Origin of the sequence: Pseudomonas sp. ADAK7 (genome assembly GCF_012935675.1) — a bacterium.
Classification (GTDB): Bacteria; Pseudomonadota; Gammaproteobacteria; order Pseudomonadales; family Pseudomonadaceae; genus Aquipseudomonas.
The window spans coordinates 884878-909956 of the sequence record NZ_CP052861.1; the positions used below are offsets into that span (position 1 = coordinate 884878).

The 25079-nt window shown below is 53.1% G+C and carries 24 protein-coding genes and 2 pseudogenes; 14 read left to right on the plus strand and 12 right to left on the minus strand.

Features of this window, described 5'->3' with window-relative positions; translation table 11 throughout:
- Positions 1–15: 15 nt before the first annotated feature.
- From HKK53_RS04000 to HKK53_RS04015, 4 genes are read right to left on the minus strand one after another with little or no spacing between them, the layout of a single operon-like run.
- A complete protein-coding gene (locus tag HKK53_RS04000; RefSeq protein ID WP_169369639.1) occupies positions 16–639 on the minus strand; it encodes an isochorismatase family protein in 624 nt (207 codons plus the stop codon).
- Between the two features lie 15 nt (positions 640–654).
- Complete coding sequence (locus tag HKK53_RS04005) at positions 655–1857, minus strand: 3-deoxy-7-phosphoheptulonate synthase (protein ID WP_169369640.1); 1203 nt, start codon at positions 1855–1857, stop codon at positions 655–657.
- A gap of 24 nt (positions 1858–1881) precedes the next feature.
- On the minus strand, positions 1882–2373 hold the full coding sequence (locus tag HKK53_RS04010) for a PhzA/PhzB family protein (RefSeq protein ID WP_169369641.1): 492 nt from the start codon (positions 2371–2373) through the stop codon (positions 1882–1884).
- 23 nt (positions 2374–2396) lie between these two features.
- A complete protein-coding gene (locus HKK53_RS04015; RefSeq protein ID WP_169369642.1) occupies positions 2397–2888 on the minus strand; it encodes a PhzA/PhzB family protein in 492 nt (163 codons plus the stop codon).
- A 435-nt stretch (positions 2889–3323) separates the two neighbouring features.
- Here HKK53_RS04015 and HKK53_RS04020 point away from each other — a divergent pair, with 435 nt between their 5' ends.
- On the plus strand, positions 3324–4049 hold the full coding sequence (locus tag HKK53_RS04020; protein WP_169369643.1) for an autoinducer binding domain-containing protein: 726 nt from the start codon (positions 3324–3326) through the stop codon (positions 4047–4049).
- A gap of 48 nt (positions 4050–4097) precedes the next feature.
- On the opposite strand, the gene HKK53_RS04025 is transcribed toward HKK53_RS04020, so the two are convergent.
- Together HKK53_RS04025 and HKK53_RS04030 are read right to left on the minus strand one after the other, a co-directional pair.
- The gene (locus HKK53_RS04025; RefSeq protein ID WP_169369644.1) at positions 4098–4688 is read right to left on the minus strand and encodes an acyl-homoserine-lactone synthase; all 591 of its coding nucleotides are present in this window, start codon (positions 4686–4688) and stop codon (positions 4098–4100) included.
- A 367-nt stretch (positions 4689–5055) separates the two neighbouring features.
- Positions 5056–6105 carry a hypothetical protein gene (locus HKK53_RS04030; RefSeq protein ID WP_169369645.1) on the minus strand — a complete coding sequence of 350 codons (1050 nt, stop codon included), beginning with the start codon at positions 6103–6105 and terminating at the stop codon, positions 5056–5058.
- Positions 6106–6832: 727 nt separating this feature from the next.
- On the opposite strand from HKK53_RS04030, the gene HKK53_RS04035 reads away from it, so the two are divergent.
- The 3 genes from HKK53_RS04035 to HKK53_RS04045 all read left to right on the plus strand — a co-directional run bounded on the left by HKK53_RS04035 (position 6833) and on the right by HKK53_RS04045 (position 9463).
- Positions 6833–8260 (plus strand): GGDEF domain-containing protein, encoded by a 1428-nt coding sequence (locus HKK53_RS04035; RefSeq protein WP_169369646.1) that lies wholly within the window; start codon positions 6833–6835, stop codon positions 8258–8260.
- A 192-nt stretch (positions 8261–8452) separates the two neighbouring features.
- Positions 8453–8638 carry a hypothetical protein gene (locus HKK53_RS04040; protein WP_169369647.1) on the plus strand — a complete coding sequence of 62 codons (186 nt, stop codon included), beginning with the start codon at positions 8453–8455 and terminating at the stop codon, positions 8636–8638.
- A gap of 264 nt (positions 8639–8902) precedes the next feature.
- Complete coding sequence (locus HKK53_RS04045) at positions 8903–9463, plus strand: hypothetical protein (protein ID WP_169369648.1); 561 nt, start codon at positions 8903–8905, stop codon at positions 9461–9463.
- A gap of 219 nt (positions 9464–9682) precedes the next feature.
- Here the strand turns inward: HKK53_RS04045 and HKK53_RS04050 are convergent, their stop codons facing one another.
- Positions 9683–10117 carry a barstar family protein gene (locus tag HKK53_RS04050; protein ID WP_237150685.1) on the minus strand — a complete coding sequence of 145 codons (435 nt, stop codon included), beginning with the start codon at positions 10115–10117 and terminating at the stop codon, positions 9683–9685.
- 124 nt (positions 10118–10241) lie between these two features.
- On the minus strand, positions 10242–10652 hold the full coding sequence (locus HKK53_RS04055) for a response regulator (RefSeq protein ID WP_169369649.1): 411 nt from the start codon (positions 10650–10652) through the stop codon (positions 10242–10244).
- 122 nt (positions 10653–10774) lie between these two features.
- On the opposite strand from HKK53_RS04055, the gene HKK53_RS04060 reads away from it, so the two are divergent.
- The 4 genes from HKK53_RS04060 (at position 10775) to HKK53_RS04075 (ending at position 14697) form a co-directional block, all read left to right on the plus strand.
- On the plus strand, positions 10775–11050 hold the full coding sequence (locus tag HKK53_RS04060; RefSeq protein ID WP_169369650.1) for a hypothetical protein: 276 nt from the start codon (positions 10775–10777) through the stop codon (positions 11048–11050).
- Between the two features lie 708 nt (positions 11051–11758).
- Positions 11759–12193, plus strand: coding sequence for a hypothetical protein (locus HKK53_RS04065; protein WP_237150687.1), 435 nt, complete (start codon positions 11759–11761; stop codon positions 12191–12193).
- A complete protein-coding gene (locus HKK53_RS04070) occupies positions 12190–13665 on the plus strand; it encodes an ATPase domain-containing protein (RefSeq protein WP_169369651.1) in 1476 nt (491 codons plus the stop codon). Before HKK53_RS04065 ends, HKK53_RS04070 begins: the two co-directional genes overlap by 4 nt.
- 9 nt (positions 13666–13674) lie before the next feature.
- A complete protein-coding gene (locus tag HKK53_RS04075) occupies positions 13675–14697 on the plus strand; it encodes a sensor histidine kinase (RefSeq protein WP_169369652.1) in 1023 nt (340 codons plus the stop codon).
- A gap of 488 nt (positions 14698–15185) precedes the next feature.
- On the opposite strand, the gene HKK53_RS04080 is transcribed toward HKK53_RS04075, so the two are convergent.
- On the minus strand, positions 15186–15623 hold the full coding sequence (locus HKK53_RS04080) for a GNAT family N-acetyltransferase (protein ID WP_202027635.1): 438 nt from the start codon (positions 15621–15623) through the stop codon (positions 15186–15188).
- Positions 15624–15881: 258 nt separating this feature from the next.
- Here HKK53_RS04080 and HKK53_RS04085 point away from each other — a divergent pair.
- The 3 genes and pseudogenes from HKK53_RS04085 to HKK53_RS04090 all read left to right on the plus strand — a co-directional run.
- A pseudogene (locus tag HKK53_RS04085) lies at positions 15882–16679 on the plus strand (TolC family protein); the annotation flags it as partial.
- A 413-nt stretch (positions 16680–17092) separates the two neighbouring features.
- A complete protein-coding gene (locus HKK53_RS32505) occupies positions 17093–17689 on the plus strand; it encodes a DUF6088 family protein (RefSeq protein WP_237150689.1) in 597 nt (198 codons plus the stop codon).
- A gap of 284 nt (positions 17690–17973) precedes the next feature.
- On the plus strand, positions 17974–18201 hold the full coding sequence (locus HKK53_RS04090) for a BPSL0761 family protein (RefSeq protein WP_169369653.1): 228 nt from the start codon (positions 17974–17976) through the stop codon (positions 18199–18201).
- A gap of 28 nt (positions 18202–18229) precedes the next feature.
- Here HKK53_RS04090 and HKK53_RS32510 read toward each other — a convergent pair whose 3' ends face one another.
- Entirely contained in the window at positions 18230–18688 is a 459-nt protein-coding gene (locus HKK53_RS32510) for a hypothetical protein (RefSeq protein ID WP_237150691.1), read from the minus strand.
- 82 nt (positions 18689–18770) lie between these two features.
- On the opposite strand from HKK53_RS32510, the gene HKK53_RS04100 reads away from it, so the two are divergent.
- The gene (locus HKK53_RS04100; protein ID WP_169369654.1) at positions 18771–19100 is read left to right on the plus strand and encodes a helix-turn-helix domain-containing protein; all 330 of its coding nucleotides are present in this window, start codon (positions 18771–18773) and stop codon (positions 19098–19100) included.
- Between the two features lie 87 nt (positions 19101–19187).
- Here HKK53_RS04100 and HKK53_RS04105 read toward each other — a convergent pair.
- Positions 19188–19375: pseudogene (locus HKK53_RS04105) on the minus strand (restriction endonuclease); the annotation flags it as partial.
- A gap of 20 nt (positions 19376–19395) precedes the next feature.
- Positions 19396–19869, minus strand: a complete 474-nt coding sequence (locus HKK53_RS04110) for an antitoxin Xre/MbcA/ParS toxin-binding domain-containing protein (protein WP_169374179.1) — start codon at positions 19867–19869, stop codon at positions 19396–19398.
- A gap of 2756 nt (positions 19870–22625) precedes the next feature.
- On the opposite strand from HKK53_RS04110, the gene HKK53_RS04120 reads away from it, so the two are divergent.
- On the plus strand, positions 22626–23015 hold the full coding sequence (locus HKK53_RS04120; RefSeq protein WP_237150694.1) for a tyrosine-type recombinase/integrase: 390 nt from the start codon (positions 22626–22628) through the stop codon (positions 23013–23015).
- Between the two features lie 1091 nt (positions 23016–24106).
- The gene (surE, locus tag HKK53_RS04130) at positions 24107–25078 is read left to right on the plus strand and encodes a 5'/3'-nucleotidase SurE (protein WP_169369656.1); all 972 of its coding nucleotides are present in this window, start codon (positions 24107–24109) and stop codon (positions 25076–25078) included.
- The last annotated feature ends 1 nt before the right edge of the window (position 25079 follow it).

Below are 25079 nucleotides of genomic sequence, written 5' to 3' on the forward strand. Positions count from 1 at the left end.
GGGCGGCGGCTTGGCTCATAGCACCACCTCGTCGGTGGTGATGACCATGGCGCAACGGCTAGCGGCGTATTCCATGGCCATCCAATGGTGTTCCTTGCTGAAGTCGGCGATCGCGTCGGCCACCAGGAACGGCTGGATGTCGTTGGAATAGGCATCCACGGTAGAAATCAGCACCCCAACATGCGCATACACCCCACACAGGATCAACTGATCGCGCTCGTTGGCGTGCATGCGTTCCAGCAGGTCGGAGTTGAAAAACGCGCTGTAGCGCCACTTAGTCAGCAGCCAGTCACCAGGCTTGGGCGTCAGGGCGTCGACCACCTCACGGTCGGTCGGGCTAGCTTTCATGCCAGGGCCCCAGAAGTCTTTGAGCAGGCCGCGCTGCTCCTCGCTCATGCTGCCGGGCTGCGCGGTGTAAGCCACTGGCACGCCGTGGTAGGCTGCCCACTGGCGAATGCGCGTGGCGTTGCTCACCACGGCTTCACGCAGGGCGTCCGGCAAGGGCCGCAGGAAGTAGCGTTGCATGTCATGCAGCAACAGCACGGCGCGCTCGGGGTCGATGTGCCAGTGCGCGAGGTTGGTGGGAAGGTCGCGGGAAGTCGGCAGGGCGTAAGGCGCGATCAATGGAATACCAGTCATGGCGGCAAACTCCAGTCAAAGGTAAGCAAGGGTGGAGGAAGGCAGGTTTTTCCAGGCCATCACCGCAGTAATGGCTTGCCAGGGCGTCAGGCGCGGGTCGCACAGGCTTTTGTAGTGGCTGGCAACCTGGCTCAGGCCGGCGGCATCGGAGGCGCACTCGCTGACGTCATCGGGCGTGGTTTCCAGGTGCAGGCCGGCGGCCACGCCACCGGCCGAGGTCACGGCATGTTTGAAAGCGGTGATTTCCTCGGTGATGGTTTGCACCATGCGGGTCTTGTTGCCGCAGGGCGCGACGATGGTGTTGCCGTGCATCGGGTCGCTGAGCCAGATGATCTTATGGCCGGCATGGCGCACCGCTTCAACCAGGGGGGGCAGGCGATCGGCGACTTTGTGGGCGCCCATGCGGGCAATCAGGGTTAGGCGGCCGGGTTCACGCCTCGGGTCCAGGCGCTCGCACAGGCTCAGTAATTGGTCTTGGGTGATGTCCGGGCCGACCTTGCAGGCCACCGGGTTGAGTACTTCGCTGAGCAGTGCCACATGAGCGCCCGTCAACTGACGGGTACGCTCGCCGATCCACGGCCAGTGGGTTGAACCGAGAAATACCCGACCCTGTTCGTCCTGGCGCACTTGCGGCAGTTCGTAGTCGAGCACCAGCATCTCGTGGCTGGTCCAGGCAGGAGAGCCGCTGAGCTGCTCCTTGCCGGCCGGTTCTTTCCAGCCCAGGTGGTGCATGATGTCCTGCGCGGCGCGATAGCCTCGAACCAGGCGTTGCGCATCATGCTGGCGATGGTCGCAGATGGCTTCGCGACCGTTGACCATGTCACCGCGATACACCGGCAGTTCGACATCGCCGATGCGTTCGCTGTTGTTAGAGCGCGGCTTGGCAAATTGCCCGGCAATCCGCCCGACGCGCACCACCGGTTGCTGGGTCACCAGCCGGAACGCACCGGCCAGGATGTCCAGCACCGCAGCTTTGCGCGCCACATGGCTGGCTGCGCTTTCATCCATGTCCTCGGCGCAGTCACCGGACTGGATGATCATCGCTTCGCCCGCCGCGACCCTGGCCAAGGTGGCACGCAGGACCAGAATGTCTTCGACGCGAATCAGTGACGCGCTGTCCCTTAGGTAGGCCTGCGCGTCATGCAATTGTAAGGGCTCGCTCCATTGAGGCTGCTGGAACGCTTCACAACTTAGAACCCGTTTCAGTAAGTCTTCCATGATGCGATCACTCTCCCAAAAGGATTAAGTAGGAATGCCTTCACGCTTGATCTGCGGGACGGGAATGCCTAGGGCGCGCAGTTGTTGAAAGACGTTCATGAACTCGCGATTACGTTTTACTTTGCCGTCCTCCAGCTCGAAGGAGTGCAGGAAGTGGTTTTCGTAATAACCTTCGGGGTAACCCGCAAAGAGAATCTTGCCGTGACCATCGCACTCGACCCAGATATGGTTGGGGTCATCGGTTTCAAATACCTTGACGTTGTACCATTCCCAATCCGGGAAGCACTTGAGTGACCAAACCGCATGCTCGGCCAACTTGGCTTTGCCACTGATTACAATCGGCGCGCCGGTGTCCGTGGTCCATAAACCACCCGAGCCGTCTTCGGTAAACAGTTCATGGCGGCGCAGGCGGTCCTGGCCTTTGGTACGCATGTATTGCTCGACCGTGGCGCGGTTCTTACGGCGCAGTTCAAGGGTGTCGTGTGCGGTTGTTTGTCGCGCTGCGTTAGTAGACATGTTCACTCTCCAATGATGAGGGCTTATGAGGCGGGGATGCCTTCACGCTTGATTTTCGGCACGGGAATGCCCAGTGCGCGAAGTTGTTCGAAGGGGTTCATGAACTCACGGTTTTGCGTGATCTTGCCGTTGTCCAGTTCGAAGGAATGGATGTAATGGTTTTCGCAATAACCTTGCGGATAGCCCGGGACAAGGGTTTCGCCACGGCCGTCGCTTTCCACCCAGAAGTGGTTGGGGTTGTCGGTTTCAAACACCCGCACGTTGTGAAACTGCCAGTCTGGAAAGCACTTTTCCAACCACCCCCCAAGAGCGGCGAGCTTCGCGTGCCCCTTGAATACAAGGGGTTCACCGGTTTCGGTGTTCCAGGAGCCGCCACTGCCATTCGGGGTGAACAGTTCATGGCGACGCAGGCGATCTTTGCCGTTAGTGCGCATGTACTGTTCGACGGTGGCGCGATTTTTTCGGCGAAGTTCAAGCTGATCCTTAAAGCCGCTAGCAGGAAGCAAAGTAGACATGGGCAGTGTTCTCCTTAGATGAGTTGAAGCTTTGGAAAATCAAGTAAATAATCAGTTAATTGCGCAGGGCCATATTTACAGTTCTTAACTTTTGCACCTGGGTGGCTGTGCTGAGCGGTGTTTTTTATACACCCGCACTTCCTGAAGTTGGAACTACCAGATCTTGTAGTGAATCGAGGCATGATTGGGCGGGGCGTGATCCGTCGGATGGACTGTTGCATTATCGTGAACGGGTAGGTCCAGTCGTCGGCTGAGAGGCGGCAATAGCCAACTAACATCATCAGGCTATCAATGGCCTATGGCTAGTTAGTTGGGTAGACACAAAGAAATCTAGTGCTAGTGTGAAGCAATCTATAACAGTGAGATTTTGCGTATTGACATGAGTTCAGGTTCGTCTAGTCTCACGACTCTTTTCCAACTTCAGAGGTGTTCAAAATGGAATTAGGACAGCTGTTAGGATGGGATGCTTATTTTTACAGCACCTTTGCGCAAACCACGAACATGCAGGAATTTACGACAGCCGCGTTGAAGGCTTTGCGTGAACTACGGTTTGATTTTTTTGCCTATGGCATGTGCAGCGCAACGCCGTTCATGCGGCCCAAGACCTATATGTACAGTAATTATCCCAAGGACTGGATAGAGCGATATCAGGCCGCGAACTATGCGGTGATCGACCCCACGGTGAAACACAGCAAAGTCTCGTCGGCACCCATTTTGTGGAGCAATGAGCTATTCCGCGGTTGCCAGGACTTGTGGTCTGAAGCTAACGACTCGTATCTATGCCACGGCCTGGCACAGCCTTCGTTCAACACCCAGGGTCGGGTAGGGGTGTTGAGCCTGGCACGCAAGGACAACGTCATCAGCCTTCAGGAGTTCGAAGTATTGAAGCCGGTGACTAAAGCGTTTGCCGCAGCGGCCCACCAGAAAATTTCTGAGCTGGAGAGCGACGTTCGTGTGTTCAATACGGATGTGGCGTTCAGCGGTCGGGAGTGTGATGTGCTGCGCTGGACCGCCGACGGCAAAACCTCCGAGGAAATTGGCGTGATCATGAGCGTGTGCACCGACACCGTGAATTACCATCACCGCAACATCCAACGCAAAATCGGCGCCAGCAACCGCGTGCAGGCAGTGTCTTACGCCGTAGCGCTAGGGTATATCTGAAGTTCATCGACTACCGCCGAGCCGACCAAAAGGACGACTCGGCCGGTATCAAGCCGTGTCTTTCAACAATGTGCCGGGCATAAAGGCTGAAGGTGGGCGGGCGCCACGGTGGTGTTCACGGTGAGCCGAGAGTTTGATGGCGAGGATTTTTTCGTCATGATGCACGGTGACCGGCCCCAGCCGCGCGTAGTTGACCCCGTTGATTTTGTAATAACGCTCCATCGTGCTGTTGACGATTCCGACGATGGCATCAGCGCCCGCCAGGCTAGCGGTTTTGAGACTTTTCCAGAACAACGGCATGGCCAATTGCGGTTCGCGGGTGGTGAAGCGCGTCATTTCCCAGATGGCAGGATCCTTGGGCGGCGCCCCTGTGCAGGTATGGCTGAAGACACCCTCCAGCAGGTTGGGGAAGGTGGTGGGTATAAGGCGGGCGCAGCCGACGATGGCGCAGTGCTCGTTGAACGCCAGGAGGTAGCGGGCATGCTCGGTGTCGTATTGATCCCATTCACAACCTGCCTGGTGCGGATGGGCGGGCAACCGCCAGCCGAGTTTCTCGACGAACTGTTCGTGCCGAAAGCGGCCTAGCATGAGTTTAAGTTCGTCGCTCATTGCGCTCAGCGTGTGCTCTTCCATGTGCATGGCTGGGAGTTCCTTGGGGCTGGGGGAAGTGCGGTTTTTTATAGAGGACTTGTTCAGCCTTGGCACCTACAAGATCTGGTAGGATAAGTTGGCATAACCCTCACTCGCCTTTGCAGGTAGTTCGTAGCCGGTACTTCGGTGAAACATAAGCCCAAGGATCTGACTTTTCGCCCGCCGATTGCCTGACAGTTTTTTCAGCTGAAAATCTTATACGTTCAACTACCATTTACTTGAAATTCGACTGCGCCTTGGCGTTGAATCAGGGCATACAATTCCTTTCGACCGTTAGGCGTTAATGCGAGCGCCCGACTATCGCTGCTGGCGTAACGACCTACGCCTGAGCCGCAAGCGCCTGATCACGGTGCTATCAACGGTTACATGCCGAAAGCACTAACGTCGCCATCGTCTTGAACTTTTCGCTCGTACCGACATAGTCACCATCTAAGTCAAGACACGCCATAGAGTAAGTGTCCCACGTCGAAAATAGGGACGGATTGCTAAAATCGAACTTGCCCTTCGGCAGAATGAAATCGATAACAGCGCCCTGACCGTGCCAGGGTTGAACTTTGACATTGCTGTCAGGCACCCACTGTCCGAGAACCGGGTGCCCCATGCCGGACACTGCCGCACACTGGCGAAACCAGGCAACATCCTGCCGATCGTCCTGCAGCGAAAAATACGCGTTATCGCTGTCGCAGCTGAACTGCATACTTTTGGCACTATCCTGGGTTGCGGAATAAGCGACGAACAAACCCTTATCCGCATCACCTTCCACGCGCCAGGGCAGCCATTTATTTGGTTGGTAAGTGAGCTTCAGGTCTATGGCCTCTTGCTTTGACACCCAGCGCATCTCTCCTGGTCCCGCTTCTGCCGTCATAGCAATCAAGCGCAGGTCTATCCCCATCTCGACGCCATAAAGCATTAGGCCAGCCATGGTTTTCTGAGTGGTGTCCAGATCCTCTCCCGTAAACTGCTTAGTTGAAGGCTCGGATACTGCCGAATTTCGGTAGAAGCGGTGGACGCCTATCTTCGCACCATCGCCAACGAGGGAGCGTTCTACCCCACCCATGAATGCATAGGTACAGGACGAGGCACAGAAGGTTGCCTGAGTTGAGTATCCCAGTTTGCGTATGGTTTCTCCGAACTGAATCCCCCCGCGAAGGCTCCCTCCTGGAGAGTCGAGCCGGATGACCGGTGGCTCGTGAGGATGGGTTTTTAGATAAGCCATGAAGTCTGCAGTTGTCTTATCGGTGATTTCGCCCTTCGCATTGATCCAGGCGAGGCAAGTGCCCGGATCCCGGCAGGGCTGAGTTACCCCGCCACGGGAAAAGGTCATATCTGCACTGTGACCAAGCTCCGGCAGCAACCAGGCACCAACAAACAGCACTGCGGCAAAAGGTGTGGGTTTTGTAAGCATGAATGAGCTTTTCCACATATGGGCGAGTCCGGGTGGTCCGGTCTTGATGAGACTAAACAGCGCTTGAGGAAAATAGCTGGCTTGTGGTCGCCTTTCCAATGCAAATTATCTCGGAGGAAATGATGGTGCACACTTTCGAGAGCCAATCTTTGATCACTTACCCCCCATCGGTAATATCTGGCAGCGAAGATGCCCTCTGACTGTTGGCGACGATACCAAATCGGCCCAGTTGCCTAGATGTCACTGACCCCGTCTGATACCTTGCGAACCATCTCCTTGTTGGATTTGGGTTGGTTGCTGCCGGACACTACCGGCAGAGATCGGCCAATTCCTGCCTCTCACGACTGACCGAAATCCAAAACCCAAAGCTACCCCGTCAGACATCTTCCTATGTCTAGCGAGACTGGGGTAATTACCCGTATGCGTCCGGCAAAGTCACCTAGCTAACTCCGTTAGTCCAGCCATGGTGTCCACCTGATTTTTAGAAAGGACAGCTAACCCTTGGACGATGAGAATAACGAGACATTCGTTATTATTTAATTGCGATCGCGTGAACATTTTTACCTGCTTCTTCAGCAGAAATTGGTAGGGAGTCTAAAATTGAAATGCCATAGATCAGTTCCCTCCCATATCTGCGTGATGATGCGAGGGACCGTTGGCATGTAGGTGGCTTTGGAGCCAACACCGGACCGGTGTTGGCTAAATGGATTTAATCTTGGAGGGAACCATGAGCAATCTCATCGCCAGCGGCGAGCCACCTGAAGCCGTTCGCGTCATGGTCAAGGTTTACGCTCACTTGCTGCTCGTCGGATTTGCGTTCGTTCCGGCCTTTTTGATTGTCTACTTATACTTCTTTCAAGACCCCGCCCTTATATTCGAGAACCACCTGTTCCATATCATTGCGATCACGGCAGCCACCTTGGAGGGGTTGTTTGTGACGTACGTAACGTGGCGGTGCTATCAGTCATCGGGAGACCCGCTGCTGCGCTGGATGACGCTTGGCTTTCTCGGTTTTGTGCTGATCTACGCGTTGCATGGTGTGTTCACTGGGCTCGCACACCACAATATCTGGCTCTTCCTGCTTTATGGTCCGGCCTCTCGACTGGTCATGGCGACTCTGCTGTTAGTCGGAATGCTGTCGTACCACCACCCACCTGATGCCGCGGACCAACGAATGAAGTCCCGCCCGTGGCTGACCTGGATAGGACTGTTCCTGTTGGTTGACGTGGCAGTCGCGTACGTCGCAAATTCGCCGATCGCCGGTAACCTTGCGGTGCGCCTCTCGATGGAAGGTGGTGCCCTCGTTCTTTCCACTTTGACCGTGGCGATACTCCTGCTGCGTCGTATCCGTTCGCCGTTGATGATGATTTTTGTCATCTCGGTCGCTGCGTTCTCGCTGTCATCTCTTGCCTTCATCCTTGCCCGTCCGTGGAACCACATGTGGTGGCTCGCTCATGCGATCTTCGCCGGTGGATTCTTCATGTTGAGCTATGGGGTAGTGCAAGCGTTCCTCACCACGCAGTCGTTCTCGAAGATTTACAGCCAAGAGGAATTAATGGCACGTCTTGCCGAAGCGATGGCGTATACCGAGAGCGCCCTGCAGGAGCTCCAGCGCACCAATCAAGAACTCGGGCACCTTGCGGCGACCGATCCACTGACTGGCGCTGATAATCGGCGTAGGTTTATGGAACGGGTCGAAATCGAAATTGGCCGGGCTAAGCGCGGCGGTGAGCCGTTCTCCGTGTTGGCACTCGATCTGGATAATTTCAAGTCCATCAACGATCGCTTCGGGCATCAGGTTGGCGATGACATCCTGAAGATTTTCGTGAAGAAGTGCCTCCATTCCATCCGGCCGTATGACGGCGTAGCCCGAGTAGGCGGAGAAGAATTCATGATACTGCTACCTCAGACCTCACTTGAAGGCGCGCACGTAATCGCTGAGCGTCTGCGAAGCACCGTTGCAAATAATTCTTTTCATGGCCTACAGCGGTTAACCGTGGTCACAGTGAGCATCGGCGTATCGCAATTTGGCCGCGACGGCGACACCATCGAGGCAATTTTACGTGCAGCCGATCAACGTCTATATCACGCTAAACACGAAGGCCGTAACCGTGTGGTCACTACTATCAAAACCAGTCTCCAACCTCTGCCCTGACCATCATCTCGAAGTCTCTGAAAGCGTTCGGCATGCGCCACAGCATTGGGCGCTATGGTTTCCAGGTTCGTGGGCATAGGCAAGCGCCGTCGCTCAGTCTCAATGCCCCCATAGGGTTGTCGCGAACAGCTGCTTTCGGCCAATAGCGGACGCCCTGACGTTCTTGGGAAAATCGACAAGGAGAAAGGGTCAATGGACTTCATTATCGATTTGATAGCTCATCGCATTGGCGTTTTTGTGCTGGGCTTGCTGAGTGGCGGCTGTTTCAAAGGAGAGAGTGGTTTTGCCTGGGGCTGGGCAGTTGTCGTCGGTGGGCTGATTCTGCTCTCTCCATTCGCAGCATTCATAGCCTTGCTCATCTATACCAGTGTCCCGTGAATTGATGTCTGTTGTAGGTCGATAACTGCCCATCGCGACAGGCACCAATCGGCTAGAAATGGACTTTCACTTATATTGACAATGCGGCGACCGATCCTATTGGCTATCGATTCCTCACATAGGCATTTTGGTCTTCAGATATCATGCGCGATGTTTGCCCTGCTATTTCAAGCGAGAGTTGTATATACAGGCGAGACGCTTGATGTTAGCCAAGGTGTCGAGCGACAGAAAACTGGCCAATGAATAATTCGGATAACCCTGAGCATGCACCAATTAATGGCTAATAGATTTATTTTTATCAGCATTGCAATACTCTGTTCTGGCTGTACATCATATGCGTCCAAACCGACAATCAACGAACACGTTGAAACCGGAATAATAGAAATTATCTCCAGCTACAGCTACGAAATGGACTCCCCATTGAAAGGCAGTCGCTTTGGCAAAGACGCATACGCAGTGACACAAAAAACCATTCCAAATGCAAAGGATCTTAGCTCCAAGCTTACAGATTCGACACTCCCTACGTTAGAGATAAAGATCTCAGAATTTCCATTTGGCGGTGCTTGCGGACAAGAATATTTAACTGGCTTGAGTCTTGGTTTGATTCCTAGTTGGTGTACAAGGCCAAACCTGTTTAAGTTTAATTTCACCCTAAATAACGATCACGGCTTTTGCAGGCAAAAAACCTACTCAATAAGCTCCACATCATTTTCACATCTATTATTGATTCCATTTGCCATACTAGAAGCCGATAACCAACCATTAACTATTTATCAGGCTGCTCTCAAATATTTCCTTCAAAGTACTCAATGTACAACGCTCTGATAGGCAGCTCAGGTGCTTCGCTCCGCCACCACGGCGGCCCTTTCATTTAAAGCGTTGGCGCCGTTTGGGATCGAAATTTATTTCAGGTGAGTGACCGCTTCTGGCCGTTCTCTGTCCTTCACGACCGACTGCTTCTGGCCGATAACAGCCTGTCAGGACGATCGACTTTCCTCCCATTGCAGTCATTGATAACCCCCGTTGATTGACGTGCGCGAGCACTTAGACATTGAAAGCAAGTGCCAGGATCGGGCTGCCACCCGAAACGACGGCTCGCCAGTTCACAAAAGCGGCGCATTCCACCAGAGCTTCAAATTGTTCAGGACAGCGATGCTTGAAACTCTGGGCATTGTCGATGACCAATGAGAGTGTTTGTCCGCTTTGAACGTGGACAGACGACATTTCTGCGCTGGGGTCATCGAGGTATGCAAGGCAGTCAACCCAAGCGTCCATATTGCGGCCGTAGAAACCAGGGAAACCGAATTTTTCTGCGAATACGCTGTGGAATGTTTGCCAGTCAGTTATCAGGTTTGCATCCACTCGCACCATTGTCAGATCAACCTCCGTCGAATTAGAAAAAACAGGTATGGCGGTCTCGCGAGATGAAGTCAATTGCTGACAGCATATTCGCGCAACCTTGGGCTCGATCCGCGACAAACGACGTTCCAGCGGCCGTTGCTGGCCGATTTCTGCCTGTCGTTAGGAGCTGCAATCGACCCAAAGCAGCCGTTCAAATTCACCCAACTGAAACCAGCGCCGATGTTGAGCGTTGTAGGAAAGGTCAGATCTTCTGGAGGGGGTATCCAGGCTGGAGGAGCGTCGCTACCGCAAGTACGAGATCGTCCAACGCCCATGGTTTATGCAGATAAATCGTTGATGGCGGAACCATCGCCTCTTCGATTGCATATCCCGATGTTAAAATCGAAGCTACGCTAGGCCATTTGCCCTTCACCATTGCGATGAATTCGGCGCCTTGTATCTGACCTGGTTGCCCCTGATCCACGATCACAAGCGGGCAGTGGCCATGAGCCTCTAAAAGATAAGTTAACGCATCGTCAGCGCTTCCGAAGGCGCAAGACTCGATGCCGATTTCAGACAAAATATCTGTCATGAGCGCACACAGGGTGGGGTCGTCTTCAATGACTATAATTTCCCCTGATACGGGAAGTAAATGATTCCATCCTACGTTCACAAGCGTGTCCTTTTTTCTTCGGAAAAAGCTACCTTGTATGAAATCGCCCGTCTTTCTAGGTGACTACATGGGTCCAACGACCTGGTCGTTATTGGAAAACACACGAAACCATAGGGGCTGCTATGTCTTCCTCTCTTATTTCAAATTTAACAGATAAATCAGATCAACGTCCCCAGTCGGGAATTTACGCCTTGGTGAATACGTCTGCTCAGCACAGGGTGGCCATACGCTCCTTGGCTGCGGAGGTATCGGAGGAACGTAAGCGATTTTCTCAACAGCGAGAGATATTCAATAATCGAATTTTAGAGCTGAAAGAAATGCTCGAGGCCATAGACATACAGGAGCGCTTGCTGCCAAAAACATTACCGGGTTGGCCCCATAGTGATTTAGAGGCGTGATAGGAGGCGTGAAGTGAGCGATTCATCTGACGAGGAGTATAGGGCACTAGCTTGCAAATGCATCTCGGACCTCGGCTAGTGCCTGCCATGGCTGAACTCCTAGTGTCGCTTCCCTGCATCCCGACACATGGACGAAATCAACCCCGGCCTCTCGCTGTTCAGCGTGGCAGGTCCTACAAATGAAAGTATCCTCTGAAATCTTCCATTTCGCGTGCCACTGCAGAAGTCTTTCCGTAGGCGTCATTGCTATTAGCTCTTAGATTCGGAAGAGATTTATCAGCTGCTTCAGTATGAAGGGTGCAAACGTTGACCAGCGTATGGGATTGATCCTACTCGCGATTCGATTTATTGGGTGAACCTCTTTATCCCTCCGAAGGACTGATTCGGGCAAAAGTGAAGGTGATAGTCCCGGGATAAGGTTGGGAGATCCAATCAGCTCATCCCTGTGCGACGGTGAGTCGGTGTATTCCCAGATAGTTCGATCTTGCTTTTGGTCTGACGCAGTCATGTATCGGCCGTCAGCTTTTGGCCGACTTCTGCCTGTCGCGACCGGCTGAAACCGACCCAAAGCGGTCGATCAAACTGTTTTGCAAAGAAACTTATTCCGCCAACGTAAATGACAGCAATTGTAATGCTCCGTCCGATTGGGGCTCGATAGCTAGCTATAGGGTGTACCATCAAACTCTGTCCATCAGATATCAGTCAGCCATGTCCACGCTAAGCGAAGAGAGCCGCCAGATCGTAGCTTCTCTGGCGCACCGTGTTGGCCCCAACGCTGACATCGCAAGGATCGCCCAGGCAATCATTTCAACCTTGCGTGATATGGATGTGGCTCTCACGCCCATCATCGGCAAACAAGGGGTTGTCGCGCTTTTTCGCCGCAGCCTCCATCTGTGCGCCTCCACTCATCCGCTTCTGGCCCGTACCTACGACAAAGTGCAGTCCGGCATGGATCTGACTGCCCTCAAGTCCATAATCGTTGAGCAAAGCAATGCCGATGCGCTGTTTTTCGGTGAAGTGTTGCTGACCACTTTCTACGAGCTGCTGACCACGCTCATCGGGCCTTCGCTCACCGAACGTTTGCTTCGTGGCATGTGGGAACCTTCTTTGAGCGACACCCCTTCGCAGGAAAATTCGCCATGAGCACCAAAGTGACTATCAACCGTCTGGCCACCGGCGTGCCAGGACTGGACGAGGTGCTGGGAGGAGGATTGCCGGAGTTTTCGTTCAACCTGATTGCAGGCCCGCCTGGCTGCGGCAAAACCACCCTGGCGCATCAGATGATGTTCGCCCTGGCGACACCCGAACGCCCGGCGCTGTTTTTCACGGTGCTCGGCGAGCCGCCGCTGAAGATGCTGCGTTACCAGCAGCAATTCGACTTTTTCGACAGCGAAGCGATCAACCAGTCGATTCGCTATATCAACTTGGCTGACGACACCCTGGCCGGGAATCTGGACGAGGTGCTGCGGCGCATCGTCAGCGAGGTGGAGGCTCACTCTCCGTCGCTGGTGTTTGTCGATTCATTCCGCTCCGTGGTGCTGGCCAGCCAGACCCAGGACAACCCGAACAACAACCTGCCGCAGTTCGTTCAGCAACTGGGCATGTTGATGACCACCTGGCAGGCCACGACCTTCCTGATCGGTGAGTACTTCACCGAAACCGACACCAATCCGATTTTCACCGTGGCCGACGGCCTGATCTGGCTGCGCCAAAGCGTTGAGCGCAATTCGATGGTGCGCAAGATGGAAATCATGAAGATGCGCGGCCAGCCGACGCTGCCCGGGCTGCACACCTTCCGCATCGCCACATCCGGGATCAAGGTCTTTGCACCCGCCACCCTCAACCCGGTTGAAGCACCGCTGGAATTCCCGATCAAGCGCCTGAAAATGGGCGTGCCACAGCTCGACGAGATGCTGGGTGGCGGCCTGCCCCGTGGCTATTCCTTGCTGGTGGCCGGGCCGTCGGGCTCGGGTAAAAGTATTCTGGCAGCGACCTTCCTGGCCGAAGGCGCGCGCAATGGCGAAAACGGCGTGATCGCGGTGTTCGAACAACGGCCCAACCACTCGCAGAACGCCACCCTTTCGGGCCTGATCCAGAGCGGACAGGTCGGCCTGGTGGACAGCCGCGCCCCGGACCTGTCCATCGATGAAATCGTGCATTTTCTGCTCAGCGAGATCAGCCGGCTGAAAGCCACCCGCGTGGTGATCGATTCGTTGTCTGGCTTCGAGCTGGCGCTGGCACCGACCTTCCGCGAAGATTTTCGCGAGTCGCTGTCGCGCATGGTCACTGCCTTGACGAGCGCCGGGGTCAGCGTATTGATGACCTCAGAGCTGGAAGACCGCTACACCGACTTGCGCTTCAGCCCTTACGGCACAGCATTTCTTACCGACGCCATCATCGTTCAGCGCTACATTGAAGTGCAGAGCCGTTTGCTGCGCATCATGGCGGTGGTCAAGGTGCGGGCCAGCGCCCATTCCGATGAATTGCGCCAGTACCACATCGACAATAACGGTTTGCAGATCGGCGAAATGCTGCCAGATCAGGAGGGGCTGCTCGGTGGTCGACCGACAAAACAGAATTTTGGAGCGGTACGCACAGGAGATAAAAATGTTTGAGCTCGACTCATGAGTAACGCCGGAGGCAAGAATGAGCGTGAGATGGCCAATGCGGCTCACGAACTCTTCCTGCTTGGCCAAAAAACTGTTGAAGCACGCGCCGTATTAGCAGCACTGCAAAAACAATTGAACGACGCCAGTAGCCGGCTGGTGGATACCCAGCAGGTCGAGCAAGTGATCGAGGCCAATCAGCAGTTGGTGCTGGCGATTCTGCTAGCACAATCAGATGCTGCAGCCCCCCCTCACTTGGAGGAGCAGCGTTTGTACCAGGAGCTGCGCGAGGCTAACGCGCAGCTGGTCATAGCTGCGCTCAGCGCTCAAGACCTTCAGGCTGCAGCCGAGCGTGCATTGAGTCAGCAGAAAAGCGTACTTGCGATGGTGGCCCATGAGCTGCGAAATCCATTAACACCCATCAGCATGATTGCAGAACGTATGGTTCGACTACCTAGCGATCAGCTACCTCGAATGCGTGAGTTGATCGAGAGCCAAGTACAGCATATTTCACAACTGGTCGACGATCTGCTTGACGTCTCCCGCGCGAGCACGGGCAAGTTGCGAATTGATCGCCGCGATGTCGACATGCTGCAAATTCTGAGTGACGCTGTTGATGCGTGTGGCCCTGTGATGACCGAGCAAAAACAGCATTTCGACGCCCATCTTCCTGATGGCATCTTGATGGTGAGTGGTGACCCAGGACGCCTGGCTCAAATTCTCCATAATCTACTGGCGAATGCGGCCAAGTACACTCCGGCCGACGGTAGTATCAAGCTGTCTGTAACGGTAGAGGCCGACGTTTTGAAGATAAGTATTTCCGACAATGGAATCGGTGTCTCGGCTAAAGCACTGCCTTTTATTTTTGACCCTTACGTTCAGGACGAACACGCCATAGGTTTCAACGGGGCCGGCTTGGGCATTGGGTTGACCGTAGTTCGGGAGCTGGTGGAAGCACACGGCGGCAAGGTCATCGGTACGAGCGAGGGTAATGGGAAGGGGAGTGAGTTCGTGGTGACGTTACCGTTGGTCAACCATTAACTTCTCATTAGCGCCAACTGGCGGAAAACCGAAAAACTGGAGCCTTAGCTTCGGAGACTAAATTTCCAGAAGCGTTTGCCAGTGTCAGCCTGTGGTTGCGGAGCAAGGGCTACCTCGGAAAGCTTAATGGGCAAAGCTCATCGCGAAGGTGAGGGCCCTTTGTTTGAGACCCTAATTGATCGTCCACTCGAGCATTACAATCTACCCATGAAAGACAACCACTTTGTCGCTCTGCACTTATGTCTTTGTATTATATGGATCGCGACAGTCATCTCGGTGATCTATTGGTTCAGTCCCGTAACACGTTGATTGAAACCACCTAGCTCCCTCAGTTGAATTTCCCCCTGCTACGAATGACTGCTAATGGCCGTTCTTTGCCTGTCGCGAAGGACGGCAACCGACCCATAGCGGACTCTGACCAGCATTTGGTTAAAGGGGGGGGGCTTTAGCCCGTCCCATTGAGCGAAGTGAACGATTTGAACCAGTTGTTATGCATGTTTTACTAGCCGTTTCTTTAAATGATACAGGTTAGTGCCGATTGGGCGATCCTCAAGAACACCATAAATCTCATACCCATGCCGCTCATAGAAATTTTTAGCATCAACGGTTTTTAAGAATGCAACTACTGCCCCATTGTTGGCACCAATCGCTTCTGCTTTTTCCAAAAGCATAGATCCTACTTTTTTACCGCGATGAGATTCCTTAACCCAAAAGGTGTCAATTTCTAAGCCATCCCAGTAACAACTACAGCTTATTGCACCGATGTAGTCGCCTACTTCATCGTGTGCAACCACCATAAATATTTTATCTTCCGATTCTGGTGGTAGATTTGGATATTGAATTCGAAGATATTCTGAAAACCTATTACTCAGAACTCCTTTATCCTTTTCTGTTGGAGAACCCAATACATCAATCTTGATTTCCACTTTATTGTTCCTTGAATTCAACTTTTAGGTGCCAAACGGCTTTTGGCATAACATTCCATGTTTAAGCGTAACCCCTTGAGCAATCCAAAAAAATCGACGTTGTAAACGCGACATCAAGAAGGGGGAAAGCGACATATTACTTTGCACATTACTGACGTATTAACTGCGTGTCCATGGTCTGCTTTTGGCCGTTTTCAGCCTGTCGCAACCAACTAAAAATGAGCCTGCTGGACGTTGGAATCAATACCCGAGACCAGTCTGGCCAAGTCGCAGGTGGCGTCGAGTCGGGCCGGGCTGTCGCAGACGGTTGGCGTGGGCTTGTCGGGTTCGCGGGGGGAGGGCGGAGATAGCACCACCAACACCACCTCAAGCGGGGTCAAGAACAGCGTCAGCGCTACCTTGCCCGCCAGTTGGGAGTCGGACCTGTGGGGCAAGGTACGCCGTAGCATCGAGTCGAGCCAAGCGACGGCCCAGCAATCCGATGCCTTGCTGGCTGGGGTGCGGCTGTCCATCAGCTCCAGCGTAGCCAGTAACTACTTCGCGCTGCGGCAGATGAATATCGATGTGCGGTTGTAGCAACAGCAACAGAAGATCAATCAGCAGCTGCTGGACATGATCCATTCCCAGTACACTCAGGGTGTTGCCACAAACGCCCAACTGCTGGTAGCCCAGGATCAACTGACTACCTCAATTGCCGATCTGCAGACCTCGCTGCGCGATCGCGAGCAATACGAACATGCCTTGGCGGTGCTGGTGGGCGTAGCACCGAGCGAGTCTGCTGTAGCATCTCGAAATGACTTCACCTTCGTCCTGCCTCGGCCACCGCTGACCTTGCCTTCGACCCTGCTCCTGCGCCGCCCCGATGTGGTGGCTGCCGAACGCTCGGCGGCGGCCAATGTTCGGTAGTCAGGAGGCGCAGTTGCGCGCTGGCACCGTCAGCCAAGAGGCGGTGCTTACCCAGCAACTGGTGTTGCCGCAAGCCGAGCAGAACCCAGTCAGGGAAGTGTCGCGCTGATCCAGAGCCTGGGGGGAGGCAGGCAAGCCATCGGGCACTGAACGGCTAGGGTGCACCATGCAATATCCGGGTCTGCGCGTTATCGGATATTGCATTCCAGCCTTTTTGGTTTTGTTGTGCAGCACAATGGCAGTAAGTGCTTGTTGATCGACCTAACGTCATCACCAGCATGCCAAGGCTTCTGGGAGAGGACGGTCTAGGGCAGCTCTGCAATAGTACAGCTAAGCTAACAGACATGTTTTATTTCATGAAACGCAGAAATGAAAATGGCATAGGCTGATACACGTGACTCGTTTATGCTGGCCTGGTGCAATCTGCGCTGTCAGAATATTTGGACTATCAGACGACTTGAGCGAGTGACACACGCTGCGGGCTTGGCTAGTTGAATGCATAGGCGTGTAGTGCGCCGGTACTGAAGGGTCAGCTCTACGTTTCCCAGTGGGGGGAGGCATTTGTGTCCGTTGCGTATGTCATCTACCAGAGAGTCAAACGCCTGAAGAAAGGGCAGCCCTTCATCGGCACGAAGTTCGCCTCAGTCGGCTCTCGCTCTGCGGTCAATAAAGCACTTTCCAAATTGGTACTCGCAGGCTTACTAGAACGCGTGGCCCGAGGCGTATACATGCGCCCCAAGTTGAACAGCTACATCGGTCCAGTACGTCCGAGCCCCCTCACGGTTATGAAGGTAATCACCACAGCTAACGGTGAGACGATACAGGTACATGGAGCGGAGGCAGTCCGCAGGTTAGGCCTCAGCACACAAATGCAGGTGCTACCAACTTATTATACAAGCGGCTCTTCACGCGAAATCAAAATCGGGATTGCCTTGGTGCGTCTCAAGCATGTATCTAAAGACCGCCTTCAGCATGCCGGTACGAATCTAGGATTAGTACTCACGGCTCTCCACTACGTTGGAAAGCCGGGGATGTCCAAGGAGATTCTGTCAAAAATCACTGATACGCTGAGCAATGAAGAGTTTCGCAAACTTCTAGATTGCAAAATGCCGAAATGGATGCGGTCCTGCCTTACCTCATTACCTATCAGTTGGAGCTAGCGCGATGGCGAGGGAATTATGGCTGCCTTGGTCAGCGGCGGCAGCGGGCGTACAAACGCCATGGACGAGCCACCCAATCGTGGCTATGCCCTCAAAAACCGACATGAACGTACACATACCGTTTCCCCGTTGCGACCTAGAGCTTTAGCAAGGATGAGGATCAGGCTTGAATTAAGCTGATCGGTGTGCACCTTTCGTAAGTGACAGGCGCGGGTGTACGGTGGAGCTTGCATATTATATCAACCTTCACCCTAAACTTTTGCTGAAGCTGCTGGGAGATCAAAATGACCATGCCGGAAGAGCGCACTCGCGCGGTGATTCAGACTCGCGAATTCTTAGTTGAGCTATACCGCGATAAATCTCTTCCCGAAAAAATAAGGCGCGATGCCAAGTTTCTTTTGCGACATTACCCAAGCAAAGCTGACATGGTGCTAGCAGCCCGACTCGAGGAGCAACCCGCTTTGTTAACAGGGCTCATCGGGCCCGTTTTCAGCTTACCAGGCGATGATTGAAGCAAAGCTGTCTCGCCTCCGCTCTGTTCTATCTGGTGTGACGAAGATCGGTCTCTGCACAGAACAAGACACGCATAGCAGGGAGTGTGAGATCGATGTCGTCCCTCAACGAATAGGTAGAGCCGCTGGTCACCTTGAATACTAGGAAATGGGCGCCATCCGTGGGAGCTTCTACGAGCGAGACCTGTTGCAGCGGCTCCATTAACCATCTGGCTTGACCATTCATATATGGCGGGGTTACCAACTGCACCTGCTCGATCCACGTTCGTTTCGACTGGTAATCGACGTACTGCTTAAGCTCATGGGCGTGATATAGCATCAGCATGGTGGCATTTAATTCCCGCCCATAGCGGCGTACCACCTGTAGGTAGAACCAAGGCAAGATCAACTCCTGCTCGACGCAGCTCCATAATTGCTGGTTGGGAGCGGAGCACAGCTCATCGGGCAGCTCCAATCCGATTTCTGTATGACGGTAAGTAGTGAACATAGCCACCTCAAAATGAACACTATAGATTGTAGCTCTATAGGTTTCGAGAGCGCTTCATCGTTCCTTTTGCGGAATCGGCAAATTGGAACTCAATACAGCGTTTGGCCTTGCGCTCAAACAGGTCCGTAAGCGACAGCAGCTCACCCAAGAAGACTTTTCAAATATCAGCAGCCGGACGTATCTGAGCACCTTGGAGCGAGGCCTGAAAAGCCCCACACTGGAAAAGCTGGAACAGTTGTCCTCAGTGCTCAACGTCCATCCACTGACCATGATGGTTGTTGCATATATGCACAAAGAAAATCGGCAAAATGTATCCGATCTTCTCAAAAATATTGAAATAGAATTAGCTTCGCTTTCACCCAATGACACCGCTTCACTTGCACATGATCAAAAGAGTCCGAGCCAACCATAAGCCTATCCGGGCGCCGAGAATGGCGGCCTTGCAGCGTGTTGCACATAGCCGTAGCGGTTGCCATGGTCACTGCAATGGCAGCCGGACCTACGCTCGTTCTGTCTGCGTCTGGAACACTTCAATCAGCTTCTGGTTGAAATCGTCCAGCAGTAGGAATTCGTGACAACCATGGCCTCATCACAGCCGTAGAACGCTTTAGCAGAGATCGCCTGCAACACCGCAGTGTTGCCCACAGAACCTGTGGAGTTTTTGGCCTGTATGACCATGTTCTTGCCTACCCATCCGAGGCCGTTGGTCATTGATAAACCCCTAACTCAACCCGCTCCAGGTAGTCTTCGACAGCCTGAAACCCAAGAGAGTTATCGATAAGATCAAGAGGGACGTTGCCTGCAAGGTGCTTACAAGGTCGATCGAGCCATTCTTCGGCAAGCCGCTGTGTGCCAAAAACAGTCGTCGCGTGTTCTAGAACCTTCGCGTATTGAAAGGCCACCGCGCTCTGCTGGACGTTAAGGCGAGCTGTCTTCGAGTCATCACCCTGACGTTGGCTCGTTCGGATGGGCTTGCCGACGATCCGCCCGATGACCCTCGATGACGAGTAAAGCTCAGAGACCGAGAGCATGGCCTGAACATCTTTGAGGGCGAAACCCTCCCTGGCCAGCAAGAAAATACTGAGCTGGCTGAGCTGTTCGATTTTGACTTGGGTCAAGTATTCCGTAGGCTTACGGGCTGGCGGTGTCGATTTAGCTGTTTGGGTAGGAGGAGAAACCATCTGGCTGACTTCGTTTGCGACATTTGAAGCTAGCCTAGCCCGATTTGATGCGTCGCGCATGGTGGCCTGCACCGAATTGATCAGGTCGTCCGGCAAGTCGCCCAACGTAATTGAAATGCTGATGGGCACATTGACGTTGAGGTTGTAAAGGTCGGTATCCCCAAAGGGAGCACTACGCCTGGCGCCAAGACAAAGCTCGATGGCATCCAGGATGGTAAATTTTCCGCTGTCACCCGGCCGAATCAGGCAATTGAAGCCCGGGGGAGGGTGACTAGTAATTTCGCAAGCGGCAAGCACGCGAATTCCGGAAATCTGAAAACTACTCTGCATGATCTTGCTCACCGTTCGCAGTTCGAACCACATTGGCCATCAGCTCTAAAGCCCAGCAACCGCAGCACCGACCCGAGTAAAGAAAATATAGTGAATCAGTCTGACAGGTCGCAGCAGTAAAAAATTGCTAGAGCCACAGGGACTGAAGTATTAATTGGATATGACCGCAGATTTTCGCAGCGACCGTGAAAACCCCGAAGTAATGTATGGATAGCGCTTGAGAGGGAGGTTATCTTGCGATTAGTTCACGTTTTATCTGCAAAATTGCTTCGGCGGTCTGAGTGGTGGAACAGCGTCGGTAGACGGCAGAGTCTTAATCTCAAGCACGGGAAGTTCCAGCCAGACATATCATTTAACATAATATACATTACACGTAACAAAGTATTTCAGGATTAGCCTGGTTGCCCGCAGATTGCAGCAGCTCTCGGAAGTAATCTCTTTTCATTTTGAGAACTAAATCCCTTGCTTGGGTGCTTCGCTGCCAGGAAAAGACTTTACTTCTGCAGGCTTCAGAGCCCGTTCCGTGCGGCCCATGCGACCTTTCTTGTTCCTGAACCTTCTACACAGAATGCGAATATTGCGCAGAAATACTTGTGCTGGAGATCAAGCCAGCAGTTCTCAGAAGTAACGTGTAAAAAAATGGGAAGTAATCGTGTAAATCGAGCCTTTCGCCTCACGTTCACGGATTTGCTTGCAGATCACTTGTCCAGCAATCATCAGCGCACTACAGGCTCTGGCGCGGCCTTTGTGACCGTCATCGTTCATGATTCTACGTCATGAGCAGCGGATCCAGAAATGTCGCCCTTGATGAGAGTGATCGCGCATCGTATGCGGATTCGCCTATTCGTTTGATTGAAGGAGCTTTTTTGCGACCAGTTCGCTCGTTTACGGTATTACTTACGCGGCGAGTCCAGCCGAAAACACGTCGCTGCGTGAAATCTGAAGCGTTCAGCGTGGGTTGGTGCGCAGATTTGAAGGGCTGCTATGCGTGGTAAAGACAAACGCCGGCTGATTTAAATGCAGATGCTGCAGGTTAGGCGGTGCCACCTTGCGATTGAAGCCTGTGGTGCTTTCCTCCCACCAAATACCCTGAAAGCTCGCCAGAATTTGGCTGGACGAAAAGCTCAGAAAATACTAGTCCGATACCGTTGTTAACTACAATTTTGACTTGTTAACTACGGTGGTTAACAAGTCAAAAAACAAGTTTAAAGAGTAATACTGAACCTGCGTGTTAGCCCTTGATTCTCCTGGCGCGCCTGGGAATTCAAAGCTCCGTAATGCTGTCCGTACTCCGGGGTTTGCCAGTCGAAATGTATACCCCTATTATCACTTGCGTTTCACTGTCAACAGCGACCGTAATCATCGGATTCGGTAGGCGTTTTCCCGCCTTATCTACCAATATAACGTCGAGCTCAAACGTGCAAATTTCAACAGGCTTTTCCATTATTTGGCTCCCTGTTAGATTAGGTTGGAGCTCATCAGAACGTCATGAAACGTCATGAAACGTCATGTCTGACGAGTGATTTGCGCTATTGAAGATAGTCTTTGCACCACCGACCGCCAGAGGTACCTTAACAGTCTTTATTTGGAGAACATCAACCAACTCAACTAAACATCTATTTAGTTGAGTTACTAACTTACCTTGGTTTGGTTCGGGCACCCCTGCCGGAAGCTGTTAGTAATATCTGATAGCGCTCAGACTCGGATATTGCATGGTGCACCCTAGCCGTTCAGTGCCCGATGGCTTGCCAGCCTCACCCAGGCTCTGGATCAGCTGTGACCGTTGCGAAACGAGGACAAACTAGTGATTGTCGCTCTGGAGGCCTTGTGAATAAAGGCGTTCAGCCCATTGCTCGTTTTACGTATTCAGGACAAAAACCGCAACGCTCGGACGCTGCTTTACCAGGCGAAGCCCATACTGACGGGGCACTCATCTAGGAAGCCGAGCTATACGGTTTGCTCTAACATTCCGAGTTCATTGATCAGCCACCCTTGCGCCTCCAGCGCTGCCTTTCGCACAGCTCTCGCCTCCCCCTCGCCCAGCGCGCTGCTTCGAATAGCCAGGCACAGCAGGTGCGTTGGCCTAGTCATACCAACGTACATGAGCATCCTGTTCTTCCGGTAAGTCACTTTTTGCTCTTTCTTCACCAGAGGCTTACTCTCCAGCCAAGGCAGCATCATTTCCAGGAAGCGCTGCCCACTGAACGTTTCCACAATTAGGGTCGCCGAATGAGTCATGCCCTTTACGGAGTGCATGGACGCCAGTTGAACATCGACGGGGCCGTCTCCACTCTCCTCGGATCGATAGGTGTTAATGGTTTTACGTGGTACCTCGGACTCGGCATCGACCGTGTCCCCTGGTTCTGTCCACGCCAGGTATCACTTTCTATCTGCCTCATACGAAAGGCGATCGACAACACCTAGGAGTGACATTCCACACCCCTGCCCTAAAAAAGCTGTGTCCCGTTCAGGCTTACATCAACTGGATCACAGTGGCCGGCATTGCGCGCGGGCCGGTGTTCAGGAAGGTGGATCGTTGGGGTAACATCGCCGAGAGCGGCATCAACTCGAACAGCTTGATTCCTCTACTTCGACGTATTCTCAAGCAGTCAGGTGTCTCGGCTGAGCTTTATAGCAGTCACTCCATGCGCCGTGGATTTGCGACTTGGGCTTCAGCTAACGGCTGGGATATCAAAGGATTGATGAGTTATGTGGGGTGGAAGGATGTGAAGTCGGCGCTTCGGTATGTGGACGCGAGCACGTCCTTTGGAGGCATGGCGCTGCGCGCGGCAACTCCAAAGCTCGATGCGCATTAAGCCCCCCCCCCAATGCAGCTTTACAACTCCCTGATGGTTCTTAAAAAGCCGGTGCCGTCGACGTCACTGCGCGAGGCCCGAGTGTTACACAGGCGAAAACTGAGATCCTTCGAAGCAATACCTGCGTGACGGCGAACGATATCTTGAAAATCGCACAGTTCCGCTCCAGCAACCCCAGATCGCAGCCAAGCAAATAGAAGCAGGCCGGAAAGTTTTTTACTTTGCGCCATAAAAGTGTCGATTATTTCCCGATCTACGGATCCGACCGAGCACAAAGCTTACGGCCGTCTGCTGCGCTGGAGAGTGTAATTTCAATGTTGGCCACGATGAAGGACGAATGAAAAATGGCGTTCTAGTATGCATCTCCAAATATCCTCCTCTGAGAGGAGCGGCCCAATCAGGCGTGCTCCGCGGCTATGGAGGTGTCAGGAATCGTCCAAGGAAGACAATCCACCGAGATTACCGCCGCCTCCCAGCGAGGTGGCACACCTAGTCTGGAGACGGTGAATGGCAAACGTGGAGTTGTCACCTGCATCCCATCCCAGCAGACGTTGCACTTCGCTGGGCAGCTGCTTGAGCGTATCAAACGCACAGACAAGTACTGGTTTTCTTCCTGACGCACATTGCCCAAGTCGAGGGCCATTGTTAATCCGGTGCAGGGCTTGTCAGTGGCATTGGTAGTTGCCCTTCGACTGTAAGATTTTCTTTTTCACTTTGGGGTGAGCTACGCAAAGTATTTCCGGAGCAATCAGGCTGGATCAACGCCAGGCTATGGGAAAGTGCAATACCTTACGGCCCTCATCGCCGGAATTGAATCCTATCCGTAGTGAGCAAAATAAGAAGTTACTTAATGTTTCTGGAAATTGTCTGCGTTAACTATTTCGTGGCGCCGACCTGTGTCTTTTTCGATCTCTTATTTTGGCCTGTTCTCGCCTTTTTTTAGAATTTCAGACCCTACATAATTTCAACAGTTTGACAATAACGGGGAGCACGCCAGAGAGTGAGCCCTTATCGACCTCATCGACTAAACACAGTGCCCGCATAGTTATCAATCATGCCTCACCAAACACTAACCAACCCAAGGAATCAGAATGAACAATACAAAACTAACTCTATTGTCGGCAATGTTGAGCTCCACATTGTTCACCAGCCTCAGCATGGCATCGGAGACGGCCACCGAGCCACTTAAAATGGCTGTTCAGTCAACGCATCTCCGCATACTCCTAACCAATGATGATGGCTGGAATGCACCTGGAATTAGAGCCGCTTACGCTGCGCTGACTAAAGATGGCCACATAGTGACGGTGGTGGCTCCTTCTAACGGACAGTCTGGCTCAGGAGCTCGAAAGACATATTGGGGTAAAATTTCCGCTGTTCATCCCGACCTCTCCAAATCACCAGAATATAAAAATGCGGATGTATGGTCAGTAGGCCCTGTAAAAAATGGAACAACCGCCGGTGAAGGTAGCAGTGCGGTTCCTGGTTCTCCCGCAGATTCTGTTCTGTTTGGGCTTTCCTCAGTGTTTGAGAATAAAAAGCCAGACCTGGTGATCGCAGGGACAAACTCCGGTCAAAATACCGGGTCAACGGTCAGCAACTCGGGCACATTTGGTGCCGCTCTTGAAGCCGCAAAAGAAGGTATTCCCGCCATTGCGATCAGCCAGGAGATCGGAGGTGATTATGATGTTAACAGCACTGAGACGCCTGACTTTGGCCATGCATCTTCCTACTTGGTTAACCTTGTTAGAGCACTGATTAATAACGCCGATCAAAACGCCCTACTTCCGCAACACACCGTACTTAATGTCAACTACCCAAGGCACGAAGCGAAAGGTACCAAGTATACGTCTCTCGCAACGAAGGATTCATTCACTACGTCCTATGCTCAAAAAGCACCTGGAATTTATGAAATCGGATATTCATTTACTGGAGATAAAGAAAACACAGACACAGACGTTGGTGCATTGCTGCAAGGCTACGCCGCTGTCACCCTGATTGACTCAAGTTATGGCGTGCCCCCGGCCACAGGCTGGAATGCTTCAAGCTTGAAATTATCGAAGTAGC

Excerpts from the sequence above, each read along its gene's own strand:
- HKK53_RS04000 (WP_169369639.1), bottom strand. The coding sequence starts at position 639 with ATGACTGGTATTCCATTGATCGCGCCTTACGCCCTGCCGACTTCCCGC.
- HKK53_RS04005 (WP_169369640.1), bottom strand. The coding sequence starts at position 1,857 with ATGGAAGACTTACTGAAACGGGTTCTAAGTTGTGAAGCGTTCCAGCAG.
- HKK53_RS04010 (WP_169369641.1), bottom strand. The coding sequence starts at position 2,373 with ATGTCTACTAACGCAGCGCGACAAACAACCGCACACGACACCCTTGAA.
- HKK53_RS04015 (WP_169369642.1), bottom strand. The coding sequence starts at position 2,888 with ATGTCTACTTTGCTTCCTGCTAGCGGCTTTAAGGATCAGCTTGAACTT.
- HKK53_RS04020 (WP_169369643.1), top strand. The coding sequence starts at position 3,324 with ATGGAATTAGGACAGCTGTTAGGATGGGATGCTTATTTTTACAGCACC.
- HKK53_RS04025 (WP_169369644.1), bottom strand. The coding sequence starts at position 4,688 with ATGCACATGGAAGAGCACACGCTGAGCGCAATGAGCGACGAACTTAAA.
- HKK53_RS04030 (WP_169369645.1), bottom strand. The coding sequence starts at position 6,105 with ATGCTTACAAAACCCACACCTTTTGCCGCAGTGCTGTTTGTTGGTGCC.
- HKK53_RS04035 (WP_169369646.1), top strand. The coding sequence starts at position 6,833 with ATGAGCAATCTCATCGCCAGCGGCGAGCCACCTGAAGCCGTTCGCGTC.
- HKK53_RS04040 (WP_169369647.1), top strand. The coding sequence starts at position 8,453 with ATGGACTTCATTATCGATTTGATAGCTCATCGCATTGGCGTTTTTGTG.
- HKK53_RS04045 (WP_169369648.1), top strand. The coding sequence starts at position 8,903 with ATGCACCAATTAATGGCTAATAGATTTATTTTTATCAGCATTGCAATA.
- HKK53_RS04060 (WP_169369650.1), top strand. The coding sequence starts at position 10,775 with ATGTCTTCCTCTCTTATTTCAAATTTAACAGATAAATCAGATCAACGT.
- HKK53_RS04065 (WP_237150687.1), top strand. The coding sequence starts at position 11,759 with ATGTCCACGCTAAGCGAAGAGAGCCGCCAGATCGTAGCTTCTCTGGCG.
- HKK53_RS04070 (WP_169369651.1), top strand. The coding sequence starts at position 12,190 with ATGAGCACCAAAGTGACTATCAACCGTCTGGCCACCGGCGTGCCAGGA.
- HKK53_RS04075 (WP_169369652.1), top strand. The coding sequence starts at position 13,675 with ATGAGTAACGCCGGAGGCAAGAATGAGCGTGAGATGGCCAATGCGGCT.
- HKK53_RS04090 (WP_169369653.1), top strand. The coding sequence starts at position 17,974 with ATGACCATGCCGGAAGAGCGCACTCGCGCGGTGATTCAGACTCGCGAA.
- HKK53_RS32510 (WP_237150691.1), bottom strand. The coding sequence starts at position 18,688 with ATGTTCACTACTTACCGTCATACAGAAATCGGATTGGAGCTGCCCGAT.
- HKK53_RS04110 (WP_169374179.1), bottom strand. The coding sequence starts at position 19,869 with ATGGTTTCTCCTCCTACCCAAACAGCTAAATCGACACCGCCAGCCCGT.
- surE (WP_169369656.1), top strand. The coding sequence starts at position 24,107 with ATGAACAATACAAAACTAACTCTATTGTCGGCAATGTTGAGCTCCACA.